19 protein-coding genes are annotated in these 22,117 nt (G+C 65.2%); 6 read left to right on the forward strand and 13 right to left on the reverse strand.

All coding sequences use genetic code 11. From position 1 onward, the window contains the following. Positions 1-44: 44 nt before the first annotated feature. Positions 45-905 carry a dienelactone hydrolase family protein gene (locus ASG84_RS03450; protein ID WP_057475645.1) on the forward strand — a complete coding sequence of 287 codons (861 nt, stop codon included), beginning with the start codon at positions 45-47 and terminating at the stop codon, positions 903-905. A gap of 14 nt (positions 906-919) precedes the next feature. Here ASG84_RS03450 and ASG84_RS03455 read toward each other — a convergent pair whose 3' ends face one another. The 3 genes from ASG84_RS03455 to ASG84_RS03465 are packed head-to-tail and all read right to left on the reverse strand — an operon-like array spanning position 920 to position 3,398. After that, the gene (locus ASG84_RS03455) at positions 920-1,189 is read right to left on the reverse strand and encodes a hypothetical protein (RefSeq protein ID WP_156399368.1); all 270 of its coding nucleotides are present in this window, start codon (positions 1,187-1,189) and stop codon (positions 920-922) included. Further along, positions 1,186-3,096 carry a hypothetical protein gene (locus ASG84_RS03460; protein WP_057475647.1) on the reverse strand — a complete coding sequence of 637 codons (1,911 nt, stop codon included), beginning with the start codon at positions 3,094-3,096 and terminating at the stop codon, positions 1,186-1,188. Before ASG84_RS03460 ends, ASG84_RS03455 begins: the two co-directional genes overlap by 4 nt. Then, the gene (locus ASG84_RS03465) at positions 3,093-3,398 is read right to left on the reverse strand and encodes a type VII secretion target (RefSeq protein WP_057475648.1); all 306 of its coding nucleotides are present in this window, start codon (positions 3,396-3,398) and stop codon (positions 3,093-3,095) included. The genes ASG84_RS03460 and ASG84_RS03465 overlap by 4 nt, the downstream gene beginning before the upstream one ends. Positions 3,399-3,550: 152 nt before the next feature. On the opposite strand from ASG84_RS03465, the gene ASG84_RS03470 reads away from it, so the two are divergent. Then, entirely contained in the window at positions 3,551-4,591 is a 1,041-nt protein-coding gene (locus ASG84_RS03470; RefSeq protein WP_057475649.1) for an LLM class F420-dependent oxidoreductase, read from the forward strand. Positions 4,592-4,595: 4 nt separating this feature from the next. Here ASG84_RS03470 and glmM read toward each other — a convergent pair whose 3' ends face one another. From glmM to eccCa, 8 genes are all read right to left on the reverse strand, one after another. Then, a complete protein-coding gene (gene glmM / locus ASG84_RS03475) occupies positions 4,596-5,951 on the reverse strand; it encodes a phosphoglucosamine mutase (RefSeq protein WP_057475650.1) in 1,356 nt (451 codons plus the stop codon). 106 nt (positions 5,952-6,057) lie between these two features. Next, complete coding sequence (gene rpsI, locus ASG84_RS03480) at positions 6,058-6,585, reverse strand: 30S ribosomal protein S9 (protein ID WP_032376665.1); 528 nt, start codon at positions 6,583-6,585, stop codon at positions 6,058-6,060. Beyond that, positions 6,582-7,025 carry a 50S ribosomal protein L13 gene (rplM, locus tag ASG84_RS03485; RefSeq protein WP_027496344.1) on the reverse strand — a complete coding sequence of 148 codons (444 nt, stop codon included), beginning with the start codon at positions 7,023-7,025 and terminating at the stop codon, positions 6,582-6,584. Before rplM ends, rpsI begins: the two co-directional genes overlap by 4 nt. A gap of 167 nt (positions 7,026-7,192) precedes the next feature. Continuing rightward, a complete protein-coding gene (locus ASG84_RS03490; protein WP_057475795.1) occupies positions 7,193-7,534 on the reverse strand; it encodes a TraR/DksA family transcriptional regulator in 342 nt (113 codons plus the stop codon). A gap of 115 nt (positions 7,535-7,649) precedes the next feature. Beyond that, positions 7,650-7,931, reverse strand: a complete 282-nt coding sequence (locus tag ASG84_RS03495) for a WXG100 family type VII secretion target (protein WP_032376663.1) — start codon at positions 7,929-7,931, stop codon at positions 7,650-7,652. Positions 7,932-7,997: 66 nt separating this feature from the next. Continuing rightward, positions 7,998-8,363: a WXG100 family type VII secretion target gene (locus tag ASG84_RS03500; RefSeq protein ID WP_057475651.1), complete on the reverse strand. Its 366-nt coding sequence runs from the start codon at positions 8,361-8,363 to the stop codon at positions 7,998-8,000. 159 nt (positions 8,364-8,522) lie between these two features. Beyond that, positions 8,523-9,980 carry a type VII secretion-associated protein gene (locus ASG84_RS03505; protein ID WP_057475652.1) on the reverse strand — a complete coding sequence of 486 codons (1,458 nt, stop codon included), beginning with the start codon at positions 9,978-9,980 and terminating at the stop codon, positions 8,523-8,525. Then, complete coding sequence (gene eccCa, locus ASG84_RS03510; RefSeq protein ID WP_057475653.1) at positions 9,977-13,975, reverse strand: type VII secretion protein EccCa; 3,999 nt, start codon at positions 13,973-13,975, stop codon at positions 9,977-9,979. Before eccCa ends, ASG84_RS03505 begins: the two co-directional genes overlap by 4 nt. A gap of 246 nt (positions 13,976-14,221) precedes the next feature. Here eccCa and ASG84_RS03515 point away from each other — a divergent pair, with 246 nt between their 5' ends. The 3 genes from ASG84_RS03515 to mycP all read left to right on the forward strand — a co-directional run bounded on the left by ASG84_RS03515 (position 14,222) and on the right by mycP (position 18,267). Next, positions 14,222-15,211 carry an LLM class flavin-dependent oxidoreductase gene (locus ASG84_RS03515; protein ID WP_057475796.1) on the forward strand — a complete coding sequence of 330 codons (990 nt, stop codon included), beginning with the start codon at positions 14,222-14,224 and terminating at the stop codon, positions 15,209-15,211. A gap of 114 nt (positions 15,212-15,325) precedes the next feature. Then, positions 15,326-16,879, forward strand: a complete 1,554-nt coding sequence (gene eccD / locus ASG84_RS03520) for a type VII secretion integral membrane protein EccD (protein ID WP_082520759.1) — start codon at positions 15,326-15,328, stop codon at positions 16,877-16,879. Then, the gene (mycP, locus tag ASG84_RS03525; protein ID WP_057475655.1) at positions 16,879-18,267 is read left to right on the forward strand and encodes a type VII secretion-associated serine protease mycosin; all 1,389 of its coding nucleotides are present in this window, start codon (positions 16,879-16,881) and stop codon (positions 18,265-18,267) included. Before eccD ends, mycP begins: the two co-directional genes overlap by 1 nt. A gap of 6 nt (positions 18,268-18,273) precedes the next feature. On the opposite strand, the gene eccB is transcribed toward mycP, so the two are convergent. Further along, positions 18,274-19,728: a type VII secretion protein EccB gene (eccB, locus tag ASG84_RS03530; protein ID WP_057475656.1), complete on the reverse strand. Its 1,455-nt coding sequence runs from the start codon at positions 19,726-19,728 to the stop codon at positions 18,274-18,276. A 196-nt stretch (positions 19,729-19,924) separates the two neighbouring features. Between eccB and eccE the strand changes: the two genes are divergently transcribed. Further along, entirely contained in the window at positions 19,925-21,550 is a 1,626-nt protein-coding gene (eccE, locus tag ASG84_RS03535; protein WP_162248309.1) for a type VII secretion protein EccE, read from the forward strand. A gap of 7 nt (positions 21,551-21,557) precedes the next feature. Here eccE and ASG84_RS03540 read toward each other — a convergent pair whose 3' ends face one another. Next, the gene (locus tag ASG84_RS03540; protein WP_057475658.1) at positions 21,558-22,115 is read right to left on the reverse strand and encodes an NADPH-dependent FMN reductase; all 558 of its coding nucleotides are present in this window, start codon (positions 22,113-22,115) and stop codon (positions 21,558-21,560) included. Between the last annotated feature and the right edge of the window lie 2 nt (positions 22,116-22,117).

A 22,117-nucleotide genomic window follows, 5' to 3' on the forward strand; every position in this document is an offset into this window, starting at 1 on the left:
TCCCCGTCCCCCTCGCCGGTCCGCATTCGGTAGCGTCATCTCTCGTGGCGAAACCGAAGAAGCTGGCATCTGCTCTCTCCAAGCGTGGCCCGCACACAGTGCTGAGAGGCAACCTTGCCCTCGCCGGACAACCCGGCGTCGTCTACACCCCGGCCGAGGGCTTCGGCCTGCCCGGCGTGGCCTTCGCACACGGCTGGATGCTCCGACCCGACCATTACACCGACACACTGAAGCACCTGGCGTCCTGGGGCATCGTCGCAGCGGCCCCGGACACCGAGCGTGGTCTCGTGCCGTCGCACCGCGGACTCGCCACCGATCTGGGCACTGTGCTCGACATCATGACCGGCGTGCGTCTGGGTCCAGGCAACATCAGCGTGCATCCGGAGAAACTCGCCACAGCCGGCCACGCCATGGGTGCCGGAACCGCTGTTCTCGCAGCCTCCAAGCGATCGGACATCAAGGCCGTCGCTGCACTGTTCCCGGCACCGACGGCACCGTCGTCCGAGGACGCCGCCGCAGGCCTCGCCGTACCCGGTCTCGTCGTCGGCGACAACTCGAACGCCGATTCGCTCAACGACAATTCACTCGCTCTGGCCCAGGCCTGGCACGGACCATCCATCCTCCGCCGAATCGACGGTTCCACAGCAGACGGATTCGTCGAAGGCCGACGAATGCTCCGCTCACTGGGAATCAACAGCTCCGACCGCAAGACCCAGCAGCGCACCCGGGCCGTGCTCACCGCATTTCTGCTGTTCCACCTCACGGGCGACTCCGACTACGAGGAGCTGGCCGGATCGGCCGGTGAGATCGACGGAACCAGAGCGGTCGATCCCCACGCGCCGCTCGATGCCCAACCCAAGCCCAAGGCGTCCGCGTCGATCAAGGCTCTGCTCGGCCGAGGCTGAATCTGCTCGCCACGTCAGATCAGCCAGGACCGCGGCTGTTCTTCGGGCCCGGTCTCGACGTGCGGTAACGGCTCTCTCCGGTCCAGGTGAGCCGGTCGAAGGACCGAGCCTCGCATCGGCTCGACGTCCGGATCCGCGGCCGACACGGTGAGCGAGTTCGATCGGCCCGACACTGCTGTGGGGGTCTGAGCCCGCTCGAGCGCGTCGGTCGCACGCGCCATCGCATGGCGGTGTTCTTCGCGAATTCGATGCAGCTCACGCCGCCACCCGTCGGCTGCGCTCACAGTGTTCCCGCCTCACTCAGGCCGGCACCGGAGCTCGCATCCTGTGATGCGGCCGGAGGACGCGGGAGATCTGCCGACACCGGCTGCTGCCCGCTGGACGGATGATGCTCGGCCTCGCCCCTCTCTGCATCCTCCCGGACGATCGGCTCGTCTGTTCGGGGGTCCGGCAGACACTGCGCCTGCGAATCCGTCGACACCGGATCGGACGAATGACTCGGCACCGACTCGGTCGTCGGTGCAGATTCGGACGGCAGGGCAGGTTCAGAGGGCGGCGTAGGTGCGTATGGCAGGGCAGATTCGGAGGGCGTGGCAGGTTCGGACGGCGGCGCAGGTTCGGACGGCGGCGCAGCTGCCGGTACCGACGGCTGGTTCCCGTCCACGGTGTCTCCAGCACCGGGTTTCTCGACGATCTCGGGCAGGCCGAACGGGCCGATTCTCAACTCGAACGAGCGAACCCCCAGCCCCGGAGTATCGAGTCGGACCGTCACGGCACCGTCGTGTGCGAGTGCGATGCGGGCGCGATGCCCATCGATCTCGGCCTCGAGATGGCCGCGCTCGCCGTTCAGCTCGAGCGATGGCGAATCGACAGGAAACAACTGCTCCGGGGGCAACGGCTGCTCCGGCAATGCAGGTGGCAGCGATTCCGTTCGCGGGCCGGCAGGATCGTCCCGCACCGCTGATCCGCCGGCCGATTCTGCAGTGGTCGGAGCCGTAACGTCTGCGGAACCACGACCATCGGCGCTGCGGTCATCGGCGCTGCGGTCATCCGGGACGGAGGTGCTCAACACCTCGTCGACGCGATCCACGATCTCGGCGACCACCCGATCCACGAGTCCGTCCACAAGCTCACCTGCTCGGGCAGCGGACCCGCCGTCGGGGGTACGTGGGCCGGACGAGTCGGTACCCCCCGCGTCCACGGGTGTACCCGCTATCGAAGCCGTGACCGGGGGTGTCGCGGCCGGCGAACTCGCTGCCGAGGGCGCTGCACCGACCGCCGGAGTCGCAGGAGCAGTGGCAATGGCCGGGGGAATTGTCGACGAGCCGACGGGTGCCGGCCACGGTTCGGCAGACGTCGAGCCGGGCGCAATTTCCCAACTCGGCTCGTCGAGATCGCCGAAAGACGGGTCGTGCACATCGCTCAAGTTTTTGACCAGCAACGCCAGACTGTCTCGAACGGCGGTGTCCGTCGCCGTGCATGCGCCGAACACAGCATCACAGGTGGTCTTCATCCTCGGGACGAACTCCTCGTGGATCCACGCCCGACAGCGTTCGCCCACCTCGGCTGCGAACTCGTCCGATACGTCCGCACTTCGAGCCCGCTCGCCCAGTTCCTCGAACGCCGACGCCAACCGAGGAAACACCGACTCTCGATCGAACGGAACGCATTCGATTCCCGACGCAAGCAGGATCGCGTCGATCTCGTCGACGGTTCGACCGTCCACCGCATCGATGTCGAGTCCTCCGAACAGTTCGGCCTTGTCGGTGACCGCATCGCGAAGAACATCGACGGCAGCGGACATCGTCTGATGAGAGTTCTCGATCGATTTCAGGAACTCGCCCGCGGCCTGATGCTGGGCCGAAAGATGGATCTGCACGGCGTCGCCTGCCTCGCCGCGCCACCGCATCTCCAGGACTCTGCGTAATTGAACATGCTCCTCGAGTTGGTCGCTCAGTGCCGCAGACACAGCTTCGACCGCGTCGGCATCGCTACCGAGCGCGCCGAGATTCAAGCCACGTTGTTCGTCGTACCTCGCACATATCTGCTCGTACTTCGGGAATGCTCCGATGCTCGACACTCGGGCAGCGAGCGGCAGGAAGCGCTCGAAATGCAGCAGCCCGATCGAGTTCGCATCGAGAATCTCGTCTATCGACGAGTTCTGGCCAGAGGACACGGGAGGAGACGTCATCGAGGCGACTCGATCGAGTCCGCAGTCGCGTCGTCCTGGCGTTCGTAGTCGTTCATGGCAGCGACGATCGCGTCGGAGACGTCCTCGACGGAGGATTTCCACGATTCGATTGCCCGGCCGAGGCCGAGGTGAGCCTGGGTGTACGCGGCACCGAGGTCGCCGTAGTTCCGTCCCGCACCGGCCGTACCGAAGCCTGCGTCCGCCACCGAATCCGCCGCACTGCCGAGTGCGTCTGCCGATACCGCCAAGGCTTCTGCGACTCCGCGAACGCGGACCGCGTCCACCCAGAATCCCTCACTCATACGTCCCCGTCTCGCCTTCGATGTGCCCCTTTCTCACTATGACGTGCGCCGACGCACATCGGTTCCCCAGCGAGCGGTAACGTCCCGATGTGAAATGTCAGTAACAGGTACTTGAAGTGGCTGCCCGAGCTGCTCACCGAACGAGGAGTCCCATGCACATCGGAACGATGCTGAACTACAGCGGTGGTTTCAACGAGACGGTTGCCGAGGTCGCCGAGCTCGAAAAGGCAGGTCTCGACATCATCTTCGTGCCCGAGGCCTACTCGTTCGACGCCGTCAGTCAACTCGGGTTCCTCGCTGCCAAGACGAGCACGATCAAGATCGCGTCCGGCATCTTCCAGATCTATACCAGGACACCGTCACTGACTGCCATGACCGCCGCCGGTCTCGACTACGTCTCGGATGGCCGCTTCGTTCTCGGACTCGGTGCCTCCGGGCCACAGGTCGTCGAAGGCTTCCACGGCGTCAAGTACGACGCACCGATCGCACGAACCCGCGAGGTCATCGAGATCTGCCGCCAGGTCTGGCGTCGTGAGAAGGTGCAGTATCAGGGCAAGCACTACCAGATTCCACTGCCTGCCGACCAGGGCACCGGCCTGGGTAAACCTCTCAAGCTCATCAATCACCCTGTGCGCGATCGCATTCCAGTTGTCATCGCCGCTCTCGGACCCAAGAACGTCGAGCTCACCGCCGAGATAGCCGAGGGCTGGCAACCCATCTTCTACTTCCCCGAGAAGGCAGCCGACGTCTGGGGAGAATCGCTTGCAGCGGGCAAGGCCAAGCGTGACCCGTCGCTGGGCGAACTTCAGGTGTTCGCAAGTCCCACCCTGGCCATCGGTGAGGACGCAGAGAAGTACCTCCCCTGGGTGAAGCCACACCTCGCGCTCTACATCGGCGGTATGGGCGCCAAGGGCAAGAACTTCTACAACTCACTGGCCCAGCGTTACGGCTACGAGGCCGAGGCCGAGAAGATCCAGGACCTGTACCTCGCCGGTAAGAAAGAAGAAGCCGCCGCTGCGGTCCCCGACGAGCTGGCTCGCGCAGTGAACCTCATCGGCCCGGAAAGCTATGTGAAGGAGCGGGTCGCTGCTTTCGCCGAAGCGGGAGTCACCACTCTCAACGTCGCGCCGCTGGCCGAGAACACCGAGGGACGCGTCGCGCAGTTGACAGCGCTGCGCGAACTCACCGCCTGAGACGTCAGACCGACGCGACCCGGCCCGCCAACCCCTCGGCGAGCCGGGTCGCCACGTCGAGCTCGGATGCCTCGACCATGACTCGCACCAGCTGCTCGGTACCGCTGGGGCGCAACAGAACTCGGCCCGATTCGCCGAGTTCGCGCTCGGCCACGGCCACCGCGTCGGACACCGACGGTGCCGACGCCACGGCCGCTTTGTCCGTTACTCGTACGTTGATCAGCACCTGCGGCAGAGTCCGCATCGCCGACGCCAGGTCCGCGAGACTGCTGCCGGTCTCGGCCATCCGTTCCATCAATCGCAGCGCCGTCGCAATGCCGTCGCCCGTTGTGCCGACCGCGGGAAGCACCACGTGACCGCTCTGTTCGCCGCCCAGCGCGAATCCGCCACGGCGCAATTCTTCGAGTACGTAGCGATCGCCGACTGCCGTGGTGCGCAACGTGATTCCGGCTTCGCGCATCGCAATGTGCAGTCCAAGATTACTCATGACCGTGGCGACCAACGTGTTGTCGGTCAACTGATCGGCGTCACGCATGGCGATGGCGAGAACGGCCATGATGGCGTCGCCGTCCACGACAGAGCCCGATGCGTCCACGGCCAGGCAGCGATCGGCGTCCCCGTCGTGGGCGATACCGAGGTCGGCACCGTGCTCCACGACGGCCTTCTGCAACCCCTCGAGGTGCGTCGATCCGCATCCGTCGTTGATGTTGATGCCGTCGGGTTCGGCGTTGATCGCCACCACCGTTGCGCCGGCCCGTCGGTAGATCTCGGGCCCGACGACCGACGCGGCACCGTGCGAGCAGTCGACAACGACACGGACGCCGTCGAGTCGATGCGAGACCGATGCGGTCAGGTGCTCGATGTACCGGGTGGCCGCATCCTGAGCGACATCGATTCGACCGATCGCGGCACCGGTCGCGTCGAACGAACGTCCGTCGTTCTCGGCGCGTGCCTCGGGATCGAGCGCAGCTTCGATGCGGTCTTCCACATCGTCGTCGAGCTTGTGGCCGCCCGCCGCAAAGATCTTGATTCCGTTGTCGGGCATCGCATTGTGGGATGCCGAGATCATCACACCGAGCGCCGCACCGTATTCGGCGGTCAGGTAGGCGAGCGCGGGTGTGGGAAGCACACCGACGTCGATCACGTCGACCCCCGAGGCGGTGAGTCCGGCCGACACTGCGGCACTCAGCATTGCTCCGCTGATGCGCGGATCACGACCCACGATTGCCACGCGTCTACTGCCGTCGATGTCCGGTGCCAACACGGTGGCCGCAGCTCTCGCGATCTGCAACGCCAACTCTGCGGTCAGCAGCCCGCCTGCGAGTCCGCGAACCCCATCGGTACCGAACAATCGCGCCATGAACCAAGAACTCCTTCGAGCGGAGAGTGTGTCGTGCGAAATGCCTCGAGGGCAGGCATCCGATACTGATGGAGCCTGCCCTCGAGGATGGAACGGGTAAGACGCGTCAGCGCTTGGAGTACTGCGACGCCTTACGGGCCTTCTTCAGGCCGTACTTCTTACGCTCGACTGCACGGGCGTCACGGGTGAGGAAGCCTGCTGCCTTGAGCGGCGGGCGATCATCGGGGGTGAGCTCGATCAGCGCACGCGAGATAGCCAGACGCAATGCGCCTGCCTGTCCCGACGGTCCGCCGCCGTGCAGCAGGGCAACGATGTCGAAGGACTCTGCGCGATCGACGAGCACGAGAGGAGCCTTGATCAGCTGCTGGTGCACCTTGTTGGGGAAGTAATCCTCCAGGGTGCGGCCGTTGAGCTTGAATCCACCGGTGCCGGACGACATCCGCACACGAGCGACGGCTTCCTTACGGCGACCGACGGTCTGGATCGGACGATCGAACACGATCGGGGCCGGAGCGGCAGCAGCGGCCTCGATGTCCGCGGTCACCTCCGGCTCTTCGACGGCCACGAACTCGTCAGCGGCGATCTCTTCGATGTTCTCCTGCGACGTCACGTCATTTCCCTCCGGCGCCGTCACTGGGACACCTGCTTGATCTCGAACGGAACGGGCTGCTGTGCGGCATGCGGGTGGTTGGGTCCCGCGTAGACCTTCAGCTTGCTCGCGATGGCATTACCGAGCTTGTTCTTGGGGATCATGCCGACGACGGCCTTCTCCACGAGACGATCGGGGTTGTTCTCGAGCACCTGGCGGGTGGAGCGCGACTTCAGACCGCCCGGGTGGCCGGAGTGGTGGTGGTGGAACTTGCCGTCGAGCTTGTTGCCGCTGATGGCAACCTTCTCGGCGTTGATGATGACGACGAAGTCGCCACCGTCGACGTTGGGTGCGTAGGTGGGCTTGTGCTTACCGCGGAGCAGAGTCGCGGCCTGGACGGCGAGCCGTCCGAGCACGACGTCCGTGGCGTCGATCACATGCCACGTCCGGGTGGTGTCCCCGGCCTTCGGGGCGTAAGTAGACACAGAAAATTCCTGTCTTCATGATGTCGCTGCTGGCCAAGACGAGTGGATGCCCTCGGCGGCCAGTTGAGACCCGAGGACAAGAGCTCGATACACACAAGAATGCGCGGCGAGCCCATACACGCCAACGGGAGACGATACCGGCAGTGGTCCCCCAGGTCAAAAACGTCTCAACGCAGACGCACGCACTGCACGCACCGGCGGGCCGCCGGCAGTGCCTCTAGCCTGATCGCCGGGATCTCGGTCCCACACCTGTCGCAGATACCGTACGTCCCGGCGGCGAGCCGCGAACACGCCGCGTCGATCTCGCGCATCTCGGACTCGGCGTCGCCTATCAACGCCGCGATCTTCGCTCGCTCGAACGCGATCGTCGACCCTTCCGGATCGTGTTCGTCATCGTCGGTGGTCCACCGCGATCCTTCGATCACGGACGCCAGTTCCTCGCGCAGGGACTCGAGTCGATGCCCGGAACGAGACCGCTCGGCCTCGAGTGCTGCTCCGAAATCCGTCACCACACCAGTAGACCCCGGGGTGGGCTCGGATGCCGAGGAACGCGTCTGCCCCGACCTGATGTCCAGGTCGGGGCAGACACCTCGTGCTGTGCGTCGCACCTGCACGTCGAGAAAGTCAGCGAGCCATTCGCGCCTTGTTGGCCATCTCGACGCCGTGCATGGTCTCGCCACCGGTGCGGGCAGCCGCGACGAGGCTCGACAGAATGAGATTGAGCTCGTCGGATGCAGAGTTCCACTGGCGCTGCAGCTCGTAGTAGGACGTCATCGCGTCGCCCTCCCACGATTCGTAGAGTCGCTTCGCAGTGCTGTCCACGTCCCCGAGGAGGTCCTTGGTCACGTTCGCCTGCTTGTTCATCGCCTCGGTCAACGCCGCGATCTGCGCGAAGTCGTATTTCATGTCGAATCAGTCTCCTTGGTCGAGCTCGGTCGTGTGGTTTGTCTCGTGGTCACCGGATGCGAGGGGTTACTTGAAGGAGGACAGGCCCGAGCTCATGGACCCGGCCACCTGGTTGACAGCCGACACGTTGTCGTCGTCGGCGTCGGAGTAGCCGTGGCCGTTGGTCTTGATGTCCGCGGAGATCTGTTCCAGCGCGCTGCGCATCTTCTGTGCGCTGGTGTCCCACTGCGCCATGACGTCCTGAAAAGACTTGCCCGCCTTGCCGACCCACGCCTCGGCGGTCTGCTCGACGATGGACCGAACCGCTGAATTGGACGCGTTGATCGAGACGCTCAGCCCCTCGATCGTGGCTCCCGCAGCGACGAGCTCCTGCGGTGTGACTGTGACGCCGTTCGACGAACCCGTAGATTCCGGTCCCCCTGGATATCCCACTTCGACTCCTTGTACTCGTTACTCGAATCACGTGCACCCGCGGCACACGTGCCCTTCGACCGAGAGGCCTTGTCCGGCCTGCTCACTCCCCTACATCTCCTTGGACGCAGCAACCCCTCGGTTCGGTTCCGGCTGCACCCGAAAAACTGTGGTCGGTTCTCACGACGCCGGGACGATCTCCAGGCTCTGGGTGGCCAGATCGCATTCGACGTCGATCGCCGCCGAGTCGTCGCCCTCGAACTGGCAACCGATACTGACCTGCAGGTCGGACTCCACGAACACCCGCCAGAGCACCGTGGAATCGTCGATGGGCGTCTCCGTGTAAGCGATCCCGACCCGACTGCCGAAATTGCGGACGGGTTCGAGTGAGCCGACAGTGGAATCCGGGCCGCGGGCATCGACGGCCGTCCGGAGCTCGGTAGCCACCTGCTCCTGCGTCGAACCCGGTGTCAGGTCCGCCACGGTGACGACGATGCGCCGCTCGGGGGGTGTCGACGGAATCAACACCATGCGGTTCGGGTCGTCCAGCCGCGTCCAGGTGGCCGGCAGTCGTATCGAGGCCCGTCCCGATACGAATGTCTTCGTTCGGACCGGGAGAAGCACTTCTGTCGATGTGGGCGTCGGTGGCGCATCGACGGCAGACACCGACACGGTGTCGGTCGGGGCCACGATCGGCGAAAACGGCTGCGCTGCTGCGGTTTCGACCCGGTCGGGTGAATTGGAGACGAAAAATACCGCCGCACATACCGATACGACGGCAACCGCGGCGCCGACCGCAACTGCAATGCGAGAGAAGGCCGGATTCCGCCGAGGAGACGGCACGGTGACATCGTCGAGCCACGCCGCCGACCGAGTCGTCGCGGCACGGACGGACGGTGCCGAATCGAGATCCGCACCGGCCCGCCGATACAGCGACCTGGCGATATCGAGTCCGGTCAGCCACTTGTTGTTGCGATCGACGACCGGGTCGGCTCCACCGTTCGGCGAGGCCACCACGAACACATCGTCCGGGCAGCGGGAGACCGACGAACGAACGTAGTCACCGACCGCTCGCCGCCAGGCATCGTCATCGCCTACGCCGAAGGGGACGACGCCACCGGTGTCACCACCGTTTGCCCCCGTCGAGTCCAGGACGAGCACGGACGTATCGAGAGCCCCCACTTCGACGACGACCGCGGCGGACGGCGCACGTTCACCCGACGACTCGATCGCAGCCGCGGCCGTCTCCGCGAGCACCACCTCGTTTGCCGACGCCGCGAACGTGGCGCGAAGCACACCCGTCCGTTCGTCGCCCCAGATAGATGGATACGCGATTTCGAGCACATCGAGTCGGCTGTGCACCCCGGCGCTCTGCAGAGCAGACCACACGATCCCGTGCAGCACTTCGCCTCGGTCCCACACCGAGGCTCCCACTGCGATGTACGGGTCGTCGATACACAACAAGGGCGGTATCTCCCCTGTCGCGTCGGTACGCCCGTAGACGAGACGACCATCTGCGACCGTGGCGAATGCCGAGCAGACACTCTCTCGCGGCCCCTCCAACGGACCACTCGTTGCGACGACCGAGATCTCGGCGTACCCCAGATGCACTGCCGCATAGCGCCACGAGTCGGTCAACTGGAATATCCGAGCTGGACGAGGGCCTGACCAGCGCGATTGACGAAAACGCCGCGTCCGGGCGGCATGGCACTGGGCCGTACCGCCCCGAGCAGGTTCCCCTCGTCGCGGCTTCCGCTCATCACCAGACCCGGTGTCACCAGATCGCGTAGACGTCCGATGACCGGGTCGAACAATGCCCGACCTGCGCCGCCCGAGCGGCGCGCGACGATGACGTGCAACCCGATGTCTCGGGCGTGCGGAAGGTGTTCCACCAACGGCGCCAAGGGGTTTCCCGACGAGGTGGCCACCAGGTCGTAGTCGTCGACGATGACGAACACCTCGGGACCATCCCACCACGACCGGTCGCGCAGCTGTTGTTGGGTCACGTCGGAGCCCGGCATTCGGTCGCTCATTCGACCGGCGAGGTCGACGATCATGCTCGTCAGAGCCGCCTGCGAAGCTGCGTAACCGGCGAGATGATCGGAATCGACTGTGCCGAGCAAAGTTCGGCGGTAGTCCGCGACGATGATCTTGACCCGATCGGAAGAATTGGCCAGAGTGAGCGATCGACAGATCCCGCGCAGCAGGGACGTCTTTCCACACTCGCTGTCGCCGAACACCACGAAGTGCGGATTCTCCGCGAAATCGAGTACCACCGGTGCCAACTCGGCCTCGTCGATGCCGATGGGAACTCCGAGTTCGGGAGTGCCGCCGCGAGTGCGAGGCCAGGCAACGCCCAGCTGGGCGAGGACTGCGGACCGCTCGAGCAACTCCGGCAGCATCCGAACCTGTGGCGCGGAACTTCCCGTCGATGCCGCACAGATCGCAGCGACGGACTCACCGACAGCGCGCGACAGATCGTCGACGGAACTCCTCTGGTCCACTCGAGGAAGCGCGATCGACATGTGCAATCCTTCTCTGGTCATGCCCCGGCCCGGGCGACCTTCCGGAACACTCGCCGCCTTCGCGCGGCCCATGTCCGAATCCGACGGATCGCCGAGGCGCAATTCCAATCGGGTACCGATCAGATCCTTTGTCGCAGGACGGACTTCGGCCCATCGTGAGGCTGTGAGGATCAGATGCAGACCGAAGGCAAGGCCCTGGGTGGCCAAGGTGGCAATCGACTGTTCCAGGCTCTCGAAGTCGGAACGTATGGACGGCCACCCGTCGATGACGAGAAAGACGTCCCCGAACCGATCATCGGGATCGACCGGCTGCGTCGCACGTCGACGCCGGAACTCCGCCATCGAGTCGATTCCGCGATCACGGAAGGTCTTCTCCCGCTGCCGCACGACACCCGCAACCTCGGCCACGGTCCGCCGAACTCGGTCGACGTCCAGCCTGTTGGCAACCGATCCCACGTGCGGCAGATCGGCCAGGCCGGCCAATGTTCCGCCGCCGAAATCCAAGCAGTAGAACTGGAGCTGCGCGGGTGAATGCGTCATGGCCAACGCCAGCATCAACGATCTGAGAGCCGTCGACTTGCCCGATTGTGGGGCTCCCACAATAGCCACGTGACCTGCTGCACCGGAGAGATCGACAGTCAGCAGATCGCGGCGCTGATCGAACGGCCGGTCGATGATGCCGATCGGAGCACGCAGGCCGGAACGTGGATCGATGCGGCCGCTCAGGACCGACTCCGGCAGCAACTGTTTCAACGTGGGAGAAGTATCCAGCGGTGGCAACCACACTTCGTGAGCCGGCACCCCACGCCCGCGTATTCGACCGACGACCACATCGAGAACGGTTGCACCGGTGTTCTCGGACTCGACCGGCTCCGGTTCGTGCACAGGAGCCTGCACGGTCGCGAGACGGCCGACATCGATGGCGTCGAGTGGTACCGCATAGGCGGTGAAGGGCCTCGGTCGGACGTCGGCTCCCAGTACAGCTCGTGCGCCGGCGCTCGAGCGTGGCGGCTCGTAAGGCCCGGACACGTACGCTGCCGCAAACCTCACGATCTCGGCAGAATCGCACTTGAGGTAGCCCGCGCCGGGCTGCGCGGGAAGGTGGTAAGCGTCGGGAACGCCGAGCACCGATCGAGACTCGTTCGCGGAGAACGTCTTCAAGCCGATTCGGTACGACAGGTGACTGTCCAACCCGCGCAGTTTTCCCTCTTCGAGGCGCTGACTGGCCAGGAGCAAATGCATATGCAGTGAACGCCCGAGCCTGCCGATCGCCACGAACAACTCGGCGAATTCCGGCTGCTGGCTGAGCAGCTCCGAGAATTCGTCGACCACCACGAACAGTGCAGGCATCGGCACCAGATCCGCTCCCGTGGCACGCGCCTTCTCGTAGTCCGACACGTTCGCGAAGTTTCCGGCCGAGCGCAACAACTCTTGGCGACGGTTCATCTCGCCGGCCAACGCGTCGCGCATTCGATCCACCAACGCCAAATCCTCCGAGAGGTTGGTGATCACCGCTGCGACGTGCGGTGCGGACTCGAGGCCTGCGAAGGTCGCGCCGCCCTTGAAGTCGACGAGGACCAAGTTCAGTTGCTCGGGCGAGTGCGTCGCGACCAATCCGAGCACCAGCGTGCGAAGGAACTCGGACTTTCCGGATCCCGTTGCCCCGATACACAAACCGTGCGGACCCATACCGTTCTCGGCCGATTCCTTCAGGTCGATCTCCACCGCGCTACCGTCGGGGGCGACGCCTATCGGCACCCGCAGTCGGTCGCGACCCCGACGCATCGTCCAAGCCCGGTCGGTATCGAGGGCACCGACATCGGCGATCCCGACCAGACTGTTCCATCCCGAGACTCGCACCCCGTCGTCGCCGGTGGCATCGACCACCGAAGACGCCGATGGAACTCGAAACGGCGACAGACGTCGGGCAACGGCATGCGCCTGAGTGGTACTCATCGAATCCGCGACGGCGAAAATTTCGACCGCTGTCCCGCTCACGGCACCGATCGATCCGTTCTCGGCAACCAACTGGAGTCCGCGCGATGCAGCCAGTCTGGGGCAGAGACCGGACAGGTCGACAATGGTGACGGAATCGAGGCCGGTGTCGGTGAGGTCGGTCGACCTGTTGTCGAGAAGTCCGCCGTCCACCACGATCACCAGCTGAACGACACCGGCGACCGGAACTGCCCCGCGTGCGAACCGATTTCGTGAGGCGAGCACATCTCCCAGAGCACTTTCGAGTTCGAGAAAGCTCCCGAAGATCATCCGCGCCGAACCTGCAACGTCACGCACAGCGTCGTGCTGTGTGTGGGGAAGCCATTTGGTCCACTCCCACTGCTCCACGGTGTCCGGACCACAGACGACTGCGACCGCAACGTGGTCCGGTCCGTGAAAGCTGCACAGCGAGGCCAACATTGCGCGCACCATCGCTCGTGCGCAGTCGCGATCGCCCGCTATCGACAGCGCTGCAAACCCCCTCAGCGACACTGCCGTCGGCAGCGCGGACACCACCGAATGCGCTCGCACGAAACGGCGCAGCGACACCGCAGACACTGGCTCGAGTTCCTCCACCGGTCCCGTCTCGGGCGGTACCAGACGGGTGGCCAGCCGTTGATCACCGCGGCCGACGCGTACATGAGCGAAATCGGGATCCGACTGCCGCCGCTCCCACATCCGCTCCGTTCCGGCAACCGACCACAGAGTCTCGGGTGCCGGGTGGCTCCATTCGAGGGCCTTGCGCTGCGCGCGCTCCGTCTCGGCGACGTCGCGTCGCAGCTGATCGAGGTAGCGAAGGTAGTCCTTGCGGTCCTCGTTCGCCTCGGCCGTCCGCGCTCCGCCGGACCTACCGCCGCCCGCGAGCATTCCCACCATGGACATCAACATCATGGCCGGGAACATCAACATCATCGGGTTGGCCGCCGCACCGGAGGTGAACATCAAAGCCACCATCCCGACCATCGCCGCGACCATCACCAACGGCATCAACTTCATCAGCAGATTGCCGGGAACTGCCCGCGGAATCTCGGGGGGTGGCTGCAGATCGACCTCACCCCCCGGCGACCGAGGTACAGCCCTACGTGCGCCGCGAACGAAGCGCACGGTACTCATCGATCAGCCCCCACGGCCGCGCCCCCACAACTTCTCCGCGACCTCCCCCCGAGGCCACGTGGACGACAGGCTAACGCATCGCAGACCGGGCGGTCCACGCACACTTCGAGCGCGTGTCCGATTCAGCTCACCACCGAGGCGGCACTGGCCGGGGAGCTGCAAGAAATAGAACGCTGCCCGACGCCGTTACACATCAATGCGGCTTCCCTTGCCGTGCGCTCGACGAACGAAAGGCTGGATTCCACCGTGTCCGTACCCCTGTCAATCCTCGATCTTGCACATGTGGGCGAGGGCGAATCGATCCGCGACAGCTTCGACGCCAGCGTCACGCTCGCTCAGCACGCCGAGAACTGGGGATACCGACGCATCTGGTACGCCGAGCACCACAACATGAAGACCATCGCGTCGTCCGCGACGTCGGTCCTCATCGGCCACGTCGCTGCCCACACCGAGCGGATCAGGCTCGGGTCCGGTGGAATCATGCTCCCCAATCACGCACCACTGACCATCGCCGAGCAGTTCGGCACGTTGGCAACGCTGTATCCAGGTCGTATCGACCTGGGATTGGGTCGCGCACCCGGTAGTGACCAGGTGACGATGCGCGCAATGCGCCGCGACCACCAGTCCTCGGATCGTTTTCCCCAGGACGTCCAGGAATTGCAGGGGTACCTGTCGACGGAGTCGTTGATCCCCGGGGTGAACGCAACACCGGGTGCCGGTACCGAGGTACCGCTGTACATCCTGGGCTCGTCGCTGTTCGGTGCTCAACTCGCCGCCGCACTCGGCTTGCCCTACGCCTTCGCCTCGCACTTCGCGCCCGACGCGCTCGAACAGGCCGTCGCGATCTATCGCCGTGAGTTCCGGCCGTCGGCACAGTTGGCCGAACCGCACCTGATCGTGGGCGTCAACGTGATCGCGGCGGACTCGCTCGCCGATGCGCAGGCGCAGTTCCTCCGCACCAAACGCAGCCGCGTCAGCTTGCTGCTAGGCCGCGGTCGGACCTTCACCGACGAAGAAGCCGACATGGTTCTCGAAGCACCGGCAGGACAACAGATCACGAAGATGACCAAATATTCGGCCGTCGGTACGCCGGACATGGTCAGGGATTATCTCGATCGATTCGCCGAGCGTACGGGTGCCGACGAGCTGATCGTCGCCTCCGGGGTATCGGATCGAGCGTCGTGGCTTCGCTCCTTCGAGTTGCTTGCACAGGTGAGTGACCTCGTCGCAGCCTGACCGCGGTCGGTACGAACGACTGTTGCGTGTCGTAGCGGTGTCGTAAGGTGTGCACGCAGATGCCCAGTGGGGCGGGCATCTGCACGTCGACAGCACGCATCCGGGGGGATTCTCATGACACGCGCCGACAGCCGTCCAACGGTGGGCCCGGTAACGCCGCCCACTGCAACAGAATCGAACCGTCGGCCCTCGGGGACTCCTTCCGTATTCGCGCAAGACGTCTGCCGAGTGACGGTGTTGGCCGGGTCCACTCAGGTGGACATGGCGCTGCCGGTGGATGTTCCGGTCTCGCTTCTCGTTCCGGGGATCATCGACATGATTGCTGAGCGACCCACGAGAGCTGCCGTGGAGCCTCCGGAACGACGCGGGGTGGCGGGGTACGACATAGATCCTGATGCCGAGGGCGTGCCAGTGGCGTGGACGCTTGCTCGAATCGGTTTGCCTCCGCTCTCGCCGACGGCGACTTTCGCCGAACTGTCGGTTCGCGACGGCGAATTGCTCGTCCTGGGCGTCGCCGAGCGGCCTGCACCGGTTCCACTCTTCGACGACCTCATGTATTCCGTCGCGAGAGCGGGCAGCGACGACGTCCCACACTGGACCGCGCGCACTGCGCGAACCGTGGGCTCGGTCGTGACCGCATCGATGGTGTTGCTGGCGTGCGCAGTGGTGTTACGTGGACCGATTCGTGCCGGAGCCGAGAATGTCGGCGAACCTGCGGATGGATTCGCTGCGGTGACCGCCTCGATCCTCTTCGCGATCGCTGGGATGATTCTGGGCCGGCTGTATCGACAGGACGCAGTCTCGATGCTTTTCGGCGGGTGTGCCGTCGCGCTCATGTTCACCGGCGGAACTCTGCTGGTGCCAGGACAATTCGGCGCGGCGCAGCTGATGTTGGGCTCGGCCATGGCTGGTGCCGTAGCCCTGCTGTCCTTGCGGATCGGGGGAACCGGCTTCGCCTTGTTCACCGCCGCGATCGTGCTGGCGTTGCTGACGTTCCTCGCGGCCGTGTGCCTGCTGTTCACCACGATGTCGCAACCGGCAATCGGCACCGCTGCGGCCCTGGCCGGTCTCACGGGTATTGCGCTCTCCGCGCGCGTATCGATGATGCAGGCCAAGTTGCCGCTTCCGCCGGTTCCGACCGCAGGCGCACCGCTGGATACGGTCGAGGAAGCCGAATTGGATGCGATCTCCTTCACGGATCTGCAGGAAGCGGCAGCACGAGCACGGAGCTACCTGACCGGCCTGCTGTTGGCGTTCACGGTCGCCGTGGTGACCGGCGTTCTCGTTGCAGCAGCCGACGCTACCGGAGGCGGCGTCGAGTGGCCTGCGGTCGCACTCGCGACGCTGTGCGCTCTCGTTCTGTTGCTGCGCGGTCGTACCTATGCTGTTGTGGTGCATGCTGTTCCGCTTGTCACAGGCGGCACGACAATTCTCTTGTCTCTCTTCGTCGGTGCCGTGATCGCGTTGCCCGAATACGCCCTCGCTTTGTTCGGCGTGGCACTGGCCGGGGCCGTGACAGCCTCGATATTCGGCGCGTTCGTGCCGACACGCACGTACTCGCCGGTGATGCGACGATCCGCCGAGCTCCTGGAGTACGCCGTGATCGCTCTGGTCATCCCGGTCGCCGTGTGGGTGTGCGGGTTGTACAGCGTCGTGCGCGCGCTGTGATGCGGCGCAGGCGACACACGATCGTCGTTGCGGTACTCACTGCTCTCGGCGTGTCGTCCAGTGCCGTTCTCGGGGTTTCTCCCGCTCGTGCCGAACGTCCGCTCATCGATCCCACTCAGCTACCCGCACCGAGCCCTCCCGCTCCCCTCGAGCCCACCGAGCAGAAGAACGCCTGCGCCCTGCCGTCCGAAACGACCGACCCGCAGGAGGTTCCGACCGCACTGAAGGCGCTGGACTTCGCGTCGGTCTGGCCCATCACTCGAGGGGCCGGTCAGGTGGTTGCCGTGATCGACACCGGTGTCACTGCTCATCCGCGGTTGCCTGGCCTGATCCCGGGGGGCGACTACGTCGGTACGGGAGACGGGTTGTTCGACTGCGATGCGCACGGCACCATGGTTGCCGGTCTGATCGCCGCGCAGTCCTCGTCGGGCAGCGGATTCGCCGGCGGCGCGCCGGACGCACGAATCCTCTCGATTCGTCAGTCCAGCAATGCTTTTCAGGTTGTCGACAATCGCTCCGAGGAGGAGAAGGCCGCCGAGCCGGAGAACGCCGCGGGGTACGGGAACGTGCGCACCATGGCCATGGCCATCAGGACCGCGGTCGACTCGGGAGCGTCGGTCATCAACATCTCCGAGGTGGCCTGCGTACCCGCGGGAGGCGGAGTCCCGGACGGCCCCCTCGGTGCCGCGGTCCAGTACGCCGTCCGCGAGAGAAATGTCGTCGTCGTTGCCGCTGCGGGGAATCTGGGTAGCTCGGCCTGTCAGACGCAGAATCCGGACGCTGACCCGCTTCGACCCGATGCGGATCCGTGGGACGGCTTCGCGACCATCGCGACGCCGGCCTGGTTCGACGATGTGTTGACCGTCGGTTCGGTCGAGTCGGATGGCACGCCGTCCGCGTTCAGTCTCGCGGGTCCATGGGTCGACGTCGCTGCGCCGGGCTCGAACATGACCTCACTGTCGCCTTCGGGCAACGGATTGGCGAACGGCACGTGGGGCACCGACGGCGTGAATCCTATGACCGGAACAAGTTTCGCGGCACCGCTGGTGGCTGCTGTTGCGGCGCTGGTACGCGCCCACCGGCCCGAGCTGACGGCGCTGGAAGTGGTGGACCGAATCCAGAGAACGGCACACGAACCGGCCGAGGGATGGAACCCATCGGTCGGTCACGGAGTCGTCGATCCGCTCGCCGCAGTGACCGATCTCGTCACGCCGGTCCCTCGCGTAGTGCCCGCCGACAGCGTCGCGATGAGCGCTCCGCTGCCACAGCCTGCACCGGATCATCGGCCGCGCAACGCAGCGGTGACAGGTTCGGTAGTCGCCGCGGTGATTCTGGCGCTCGGTCTTGCGCTGTCGATTCCCCTGAGGCGACGCGGCCGGCCGAGCTGAATTTCGCTACTTCGTCGGTAACGCGGCGGCTTGTGGGTCGGGAGCAACCCCGTCGTGCATCGTCAGTGCCTGACCGCGTCCGAGAGTGGGACCGGTGCCGAGCAACTGCAGAATCGGCCAGGGCGCAGGTGCAGGTGGCCCGAATCCCAGCGCCGACGCGGCTTCGCTTCCCTCGACCCCGTAGCGAACACCGGTGTCGGCCACGAAGAAGACGCTGTCCTGACGGGTACTGGAGGTCGAGATTCCTGTGCTGCGGACGAATCCGCCGCTGCCGGGTGCCAGGTATACCTGATCCACGGCATCGCCTCCACCATCGGCTTGGGCAAGGGTCACCGGTTGCGCGCCGGATCGGAGCGGTAGACCTCGACCGGCGGACTCCACGAGCCGAGCAGTCGGCCCGCCGTCGGCCACCTCGAGCGGTTCCCAGGTGAGGCAGTTGACAGGTCGCTCACCGGGATCGACGATCACGGGAGTACTGGGCGGAAACGTCGAGACAGCCAGTCCCGCAGACGTTTTCGGCGCATCTCGGAGGATGTCGGGGTTGACTGCTGCGATGTCGGGACTCCCTTGCGAGTCCGTGAACTTGATGAGCAGTGCAGCCGTTTCGCTGATCGCTTGAATACCGTCCTCGAGAACGACGTAGTACTGGAGGTCACGACCGGCGACCTTGACCACCGAACCGATCGCTCGACCGCCGAACGGAAACTGCGGAACTTCTCCCGCGCGGGGAATGAACGGAGCCGCGACTGCCGGCGACTGCGGCACAGAATTGAGCAGACCGGCACTGACCGGTGACGGTGTGGCATCCTCGAGCCCGAGCGCACGGATCACTGCCCGGTCGGCCAGATCGACCGGGGACTTCGCTCCGTCGTGCACGAGGTATGCCGTTCCGTTCGAGGTCCACAGGAATGCCTCGTTATCGGCAAGTGGCGCTGCGCCGTCGCCGTATCGGAGATCACCCGCCGCGACCGTGGTCGACGTGACCCCTGCGATCGGATCGAGTGTGTCGCACACAGTCCATGCTTCGGCGCGCCCGTCTGCATCGTGCGGCAGCGCCGACGGAGCGCCAGGAATCCCCACCAGCGCGCCGCGAGGCCTGGACGCGAGCTCGGATTCCTTGACCATCAACGGGTCGTCGGGCTTGCCGACCACCAGCCTGGCCGACGCGAGATTCAGTACCGGATGGAAGACGTCGTCCACTTTCACGAACATTGCGGCCGAATCCTTACCGACCACGATCGACGCATCGCCGATCTTGTCCTGCGGCCGAAACAGAGCCAGCGCAGCGCATCCCGCCAAACCGATACAGGCGATCACCGCGCCCACCAGCAGTGCACGAGACTGCGACTTCATCGGATCGTGCAGCATTCGGGCATCACGCCGGATCAGCGCGTGTTCCATCCGGCGAACGAGAAAGCGGTAGCCGCCAACCTGCCACTTCGTCGTGGGCGTCGACGCCACAGTTCCTCCCCAGGATTCGATCGCGACCCGATCCCCATTCGGGTCACGCGACACAGTACAGTTCGACCGCACACCTCGGCGACCGCATCGGCGGCAACCGATGTGTACGCAACCTTCGGGGGGAGGGTTCGAGATGGCACGTACGGGCTCGATCGGGCGAACCGCGATACCTTTCGCCGCGCCTACGCTCCGACGCGTGATCACGGCCGAGATCGCAGCTGCGGCAACGGGTCTTGCGCTACTCGCGGCACAGGTGCGGCCTGTGTGGGCACTGGTCGCCGCCGTGGCAGTGGCACTCGTTCCGTTCGTGACCATTCGTCGCAGACCGATCGTCGACTGGTTCCGGGTCCTCTGGCGGTTCCTCGCGAATCGCTTTCCCGAGGTAGGTGTGAACACCGATCACCACGACACGACGGGACGGGCCGTCGGTGTCCACTGGCAGCGCAACACGGTCACCTGCATCATCGAAATCCTCCCGCCCGAGCACACGACGACGGTTCTGGGCAGGGCGAGCGCGGACACGCAGTACACCCTCCCCATCGAGACCCTGGCGTCGTGTCTTCGGCAACATGACATCACCGTCTCGTCGATCGACATCACCGCACTCGGGTTTCGCAGCTCACCCGGTTCTGCTGCCACGGAGGTGTACGAGGAACTCATCGGTCCGCTGCCGGCTGTGGCGATACGGACGGTCTGGGTGGCAGTCACTCTCGATGTGCGGGCCAATGCTCGGGCTATCGAGGTGAGAGGCGGAAGCCGCGCCGGGGCAGCGCGCACCGCCGTCGTGGCGACCACACGCGTCGTGCGCGCTCTCCAGGCCGATGGACTGTCCTCGCGTCTGCTCACGACTGCACAACTTCGATCGGCGGTGGTGCACCTCTGTCGGGGGGTGAGTACCGACGATCTGACACAGACCTGGTCGACGGCACCCTTGCCGGGTGTGTCCAGCGTCGGTTTCGGAATGGATTGCAGCGCAATCACTGCCGAGGACATTGCCACCCTGTGGTCGACTCCATCATTGGGGACGACGATGACCTTCCATCTGCAGCCGACCCGCGACAGCGGAAAGCTCCGCATCCGTGGATCGTGCCGATTCGCCGCCCGCTCCCGGGTCGCGAAACCTTCTGTCCGCGGATTGACCTCGATGAGCGGAAGTCAACGAGACGGCATCTTCGCTCAACTACCTCTGGCCGTTCCCGGACTGAAGTCCCTGTCCCCCAGCGGAACTCTCGAGGTATCGAGGCTCGACGATCTCGACCTTCCGGTGAGCGGTTGCGGACAACTCCTGGGTTCCGATGCAGCCGGTCACGGTATCGCAGTGCGGTTGTTCGGGCCAGGTCTGGCCCGGGTCAGGATCGCCGGGGAACTCTACCTCGCTCAGCAACTGCTGTTCCGGGCCATCGCGACGGGAGCAAGGGTGCTCGTGCGGAGCGACCGGCCGCATGCCTGGCGTTCGCTCGTCGACGCGGTAGGTGCCCCCGACCGCCTGTCTGTCGACGGCCACACAGTCCGATCTCGGACGAATTACGACGTGATTCTGAACGACTTCGGCGATGGATCCGAACCGACTGATCAGCAACCACTGTCGGGAGTGACTGTGATGTCGTTGACCGAGCATGTGCCGCACCACGGCAGCATCGAATCGGCGCACGGGCGACCACGGCCGACGTGGAACGTGTCGATAATTCAACCGCACGCCTCCGGCGACCGAATCCGGGTGATCTCGGGGCCACTCGACGTCGAGCTGACGCTGGTGACGATCCCCCAGGAAACGGCGTTCATAGGGCGGCCACGAAGTCTGCGCTCAGCCGTGCGCGCCTGACGGGTACTCAGCCTGGATAGTCGCTTCGCTCCCGTGCGCCGGCCACTGCGCCGGCCCACCACTCGACTTGATCGAGCAGTCGCCCCAGGGCGTCGACGGCGGCGGCATCGTCGACACCACCCTTGTCGTCGAACCGCTTACGTACCCGGTGCAGCGAGACGGCATCTCGGACGGACACCATGTGCAATTCGGCAGTGATCTGCCGTAGTTGCTCGGTAGCTCTGATGCCGCCGCCGAGGCCTCCGTACGACACGAATCCGACAGGCTTGGCACGCCACTCGTACTTCACTGTGTCGAGCGCCGTCTTCAACGAGCCGGGAACGCCGTGGTTGTACTCGGGCGTGACGAACACGAAGGCGTCGCATGCCCCGATCGTTGCGGTGAATCGCTCAGTGTCCTCGTTCGGGACCAGGCTGCTGGGCAACTCGAAGTCGGCCAGGTCCACGTCGACAACCTCGATGGTCGCGCGTTCGGCGGCAACGCTGCGGACCCAGCCCGCGACCGTGGGGCCTATGCGCTCGGCGCGAACACTACCGACGACGATAGCTAGTTGTATCGGCTGCATTG

Source organism: Rhodococcus sp. Leaf278 (assembly GCF_001426085.1).
Lineage (GTDB): Bacteria > Actinomycetota > Actinomycetes > Mycobacteriales > Mycobacteriaceae > Rhodococcoides.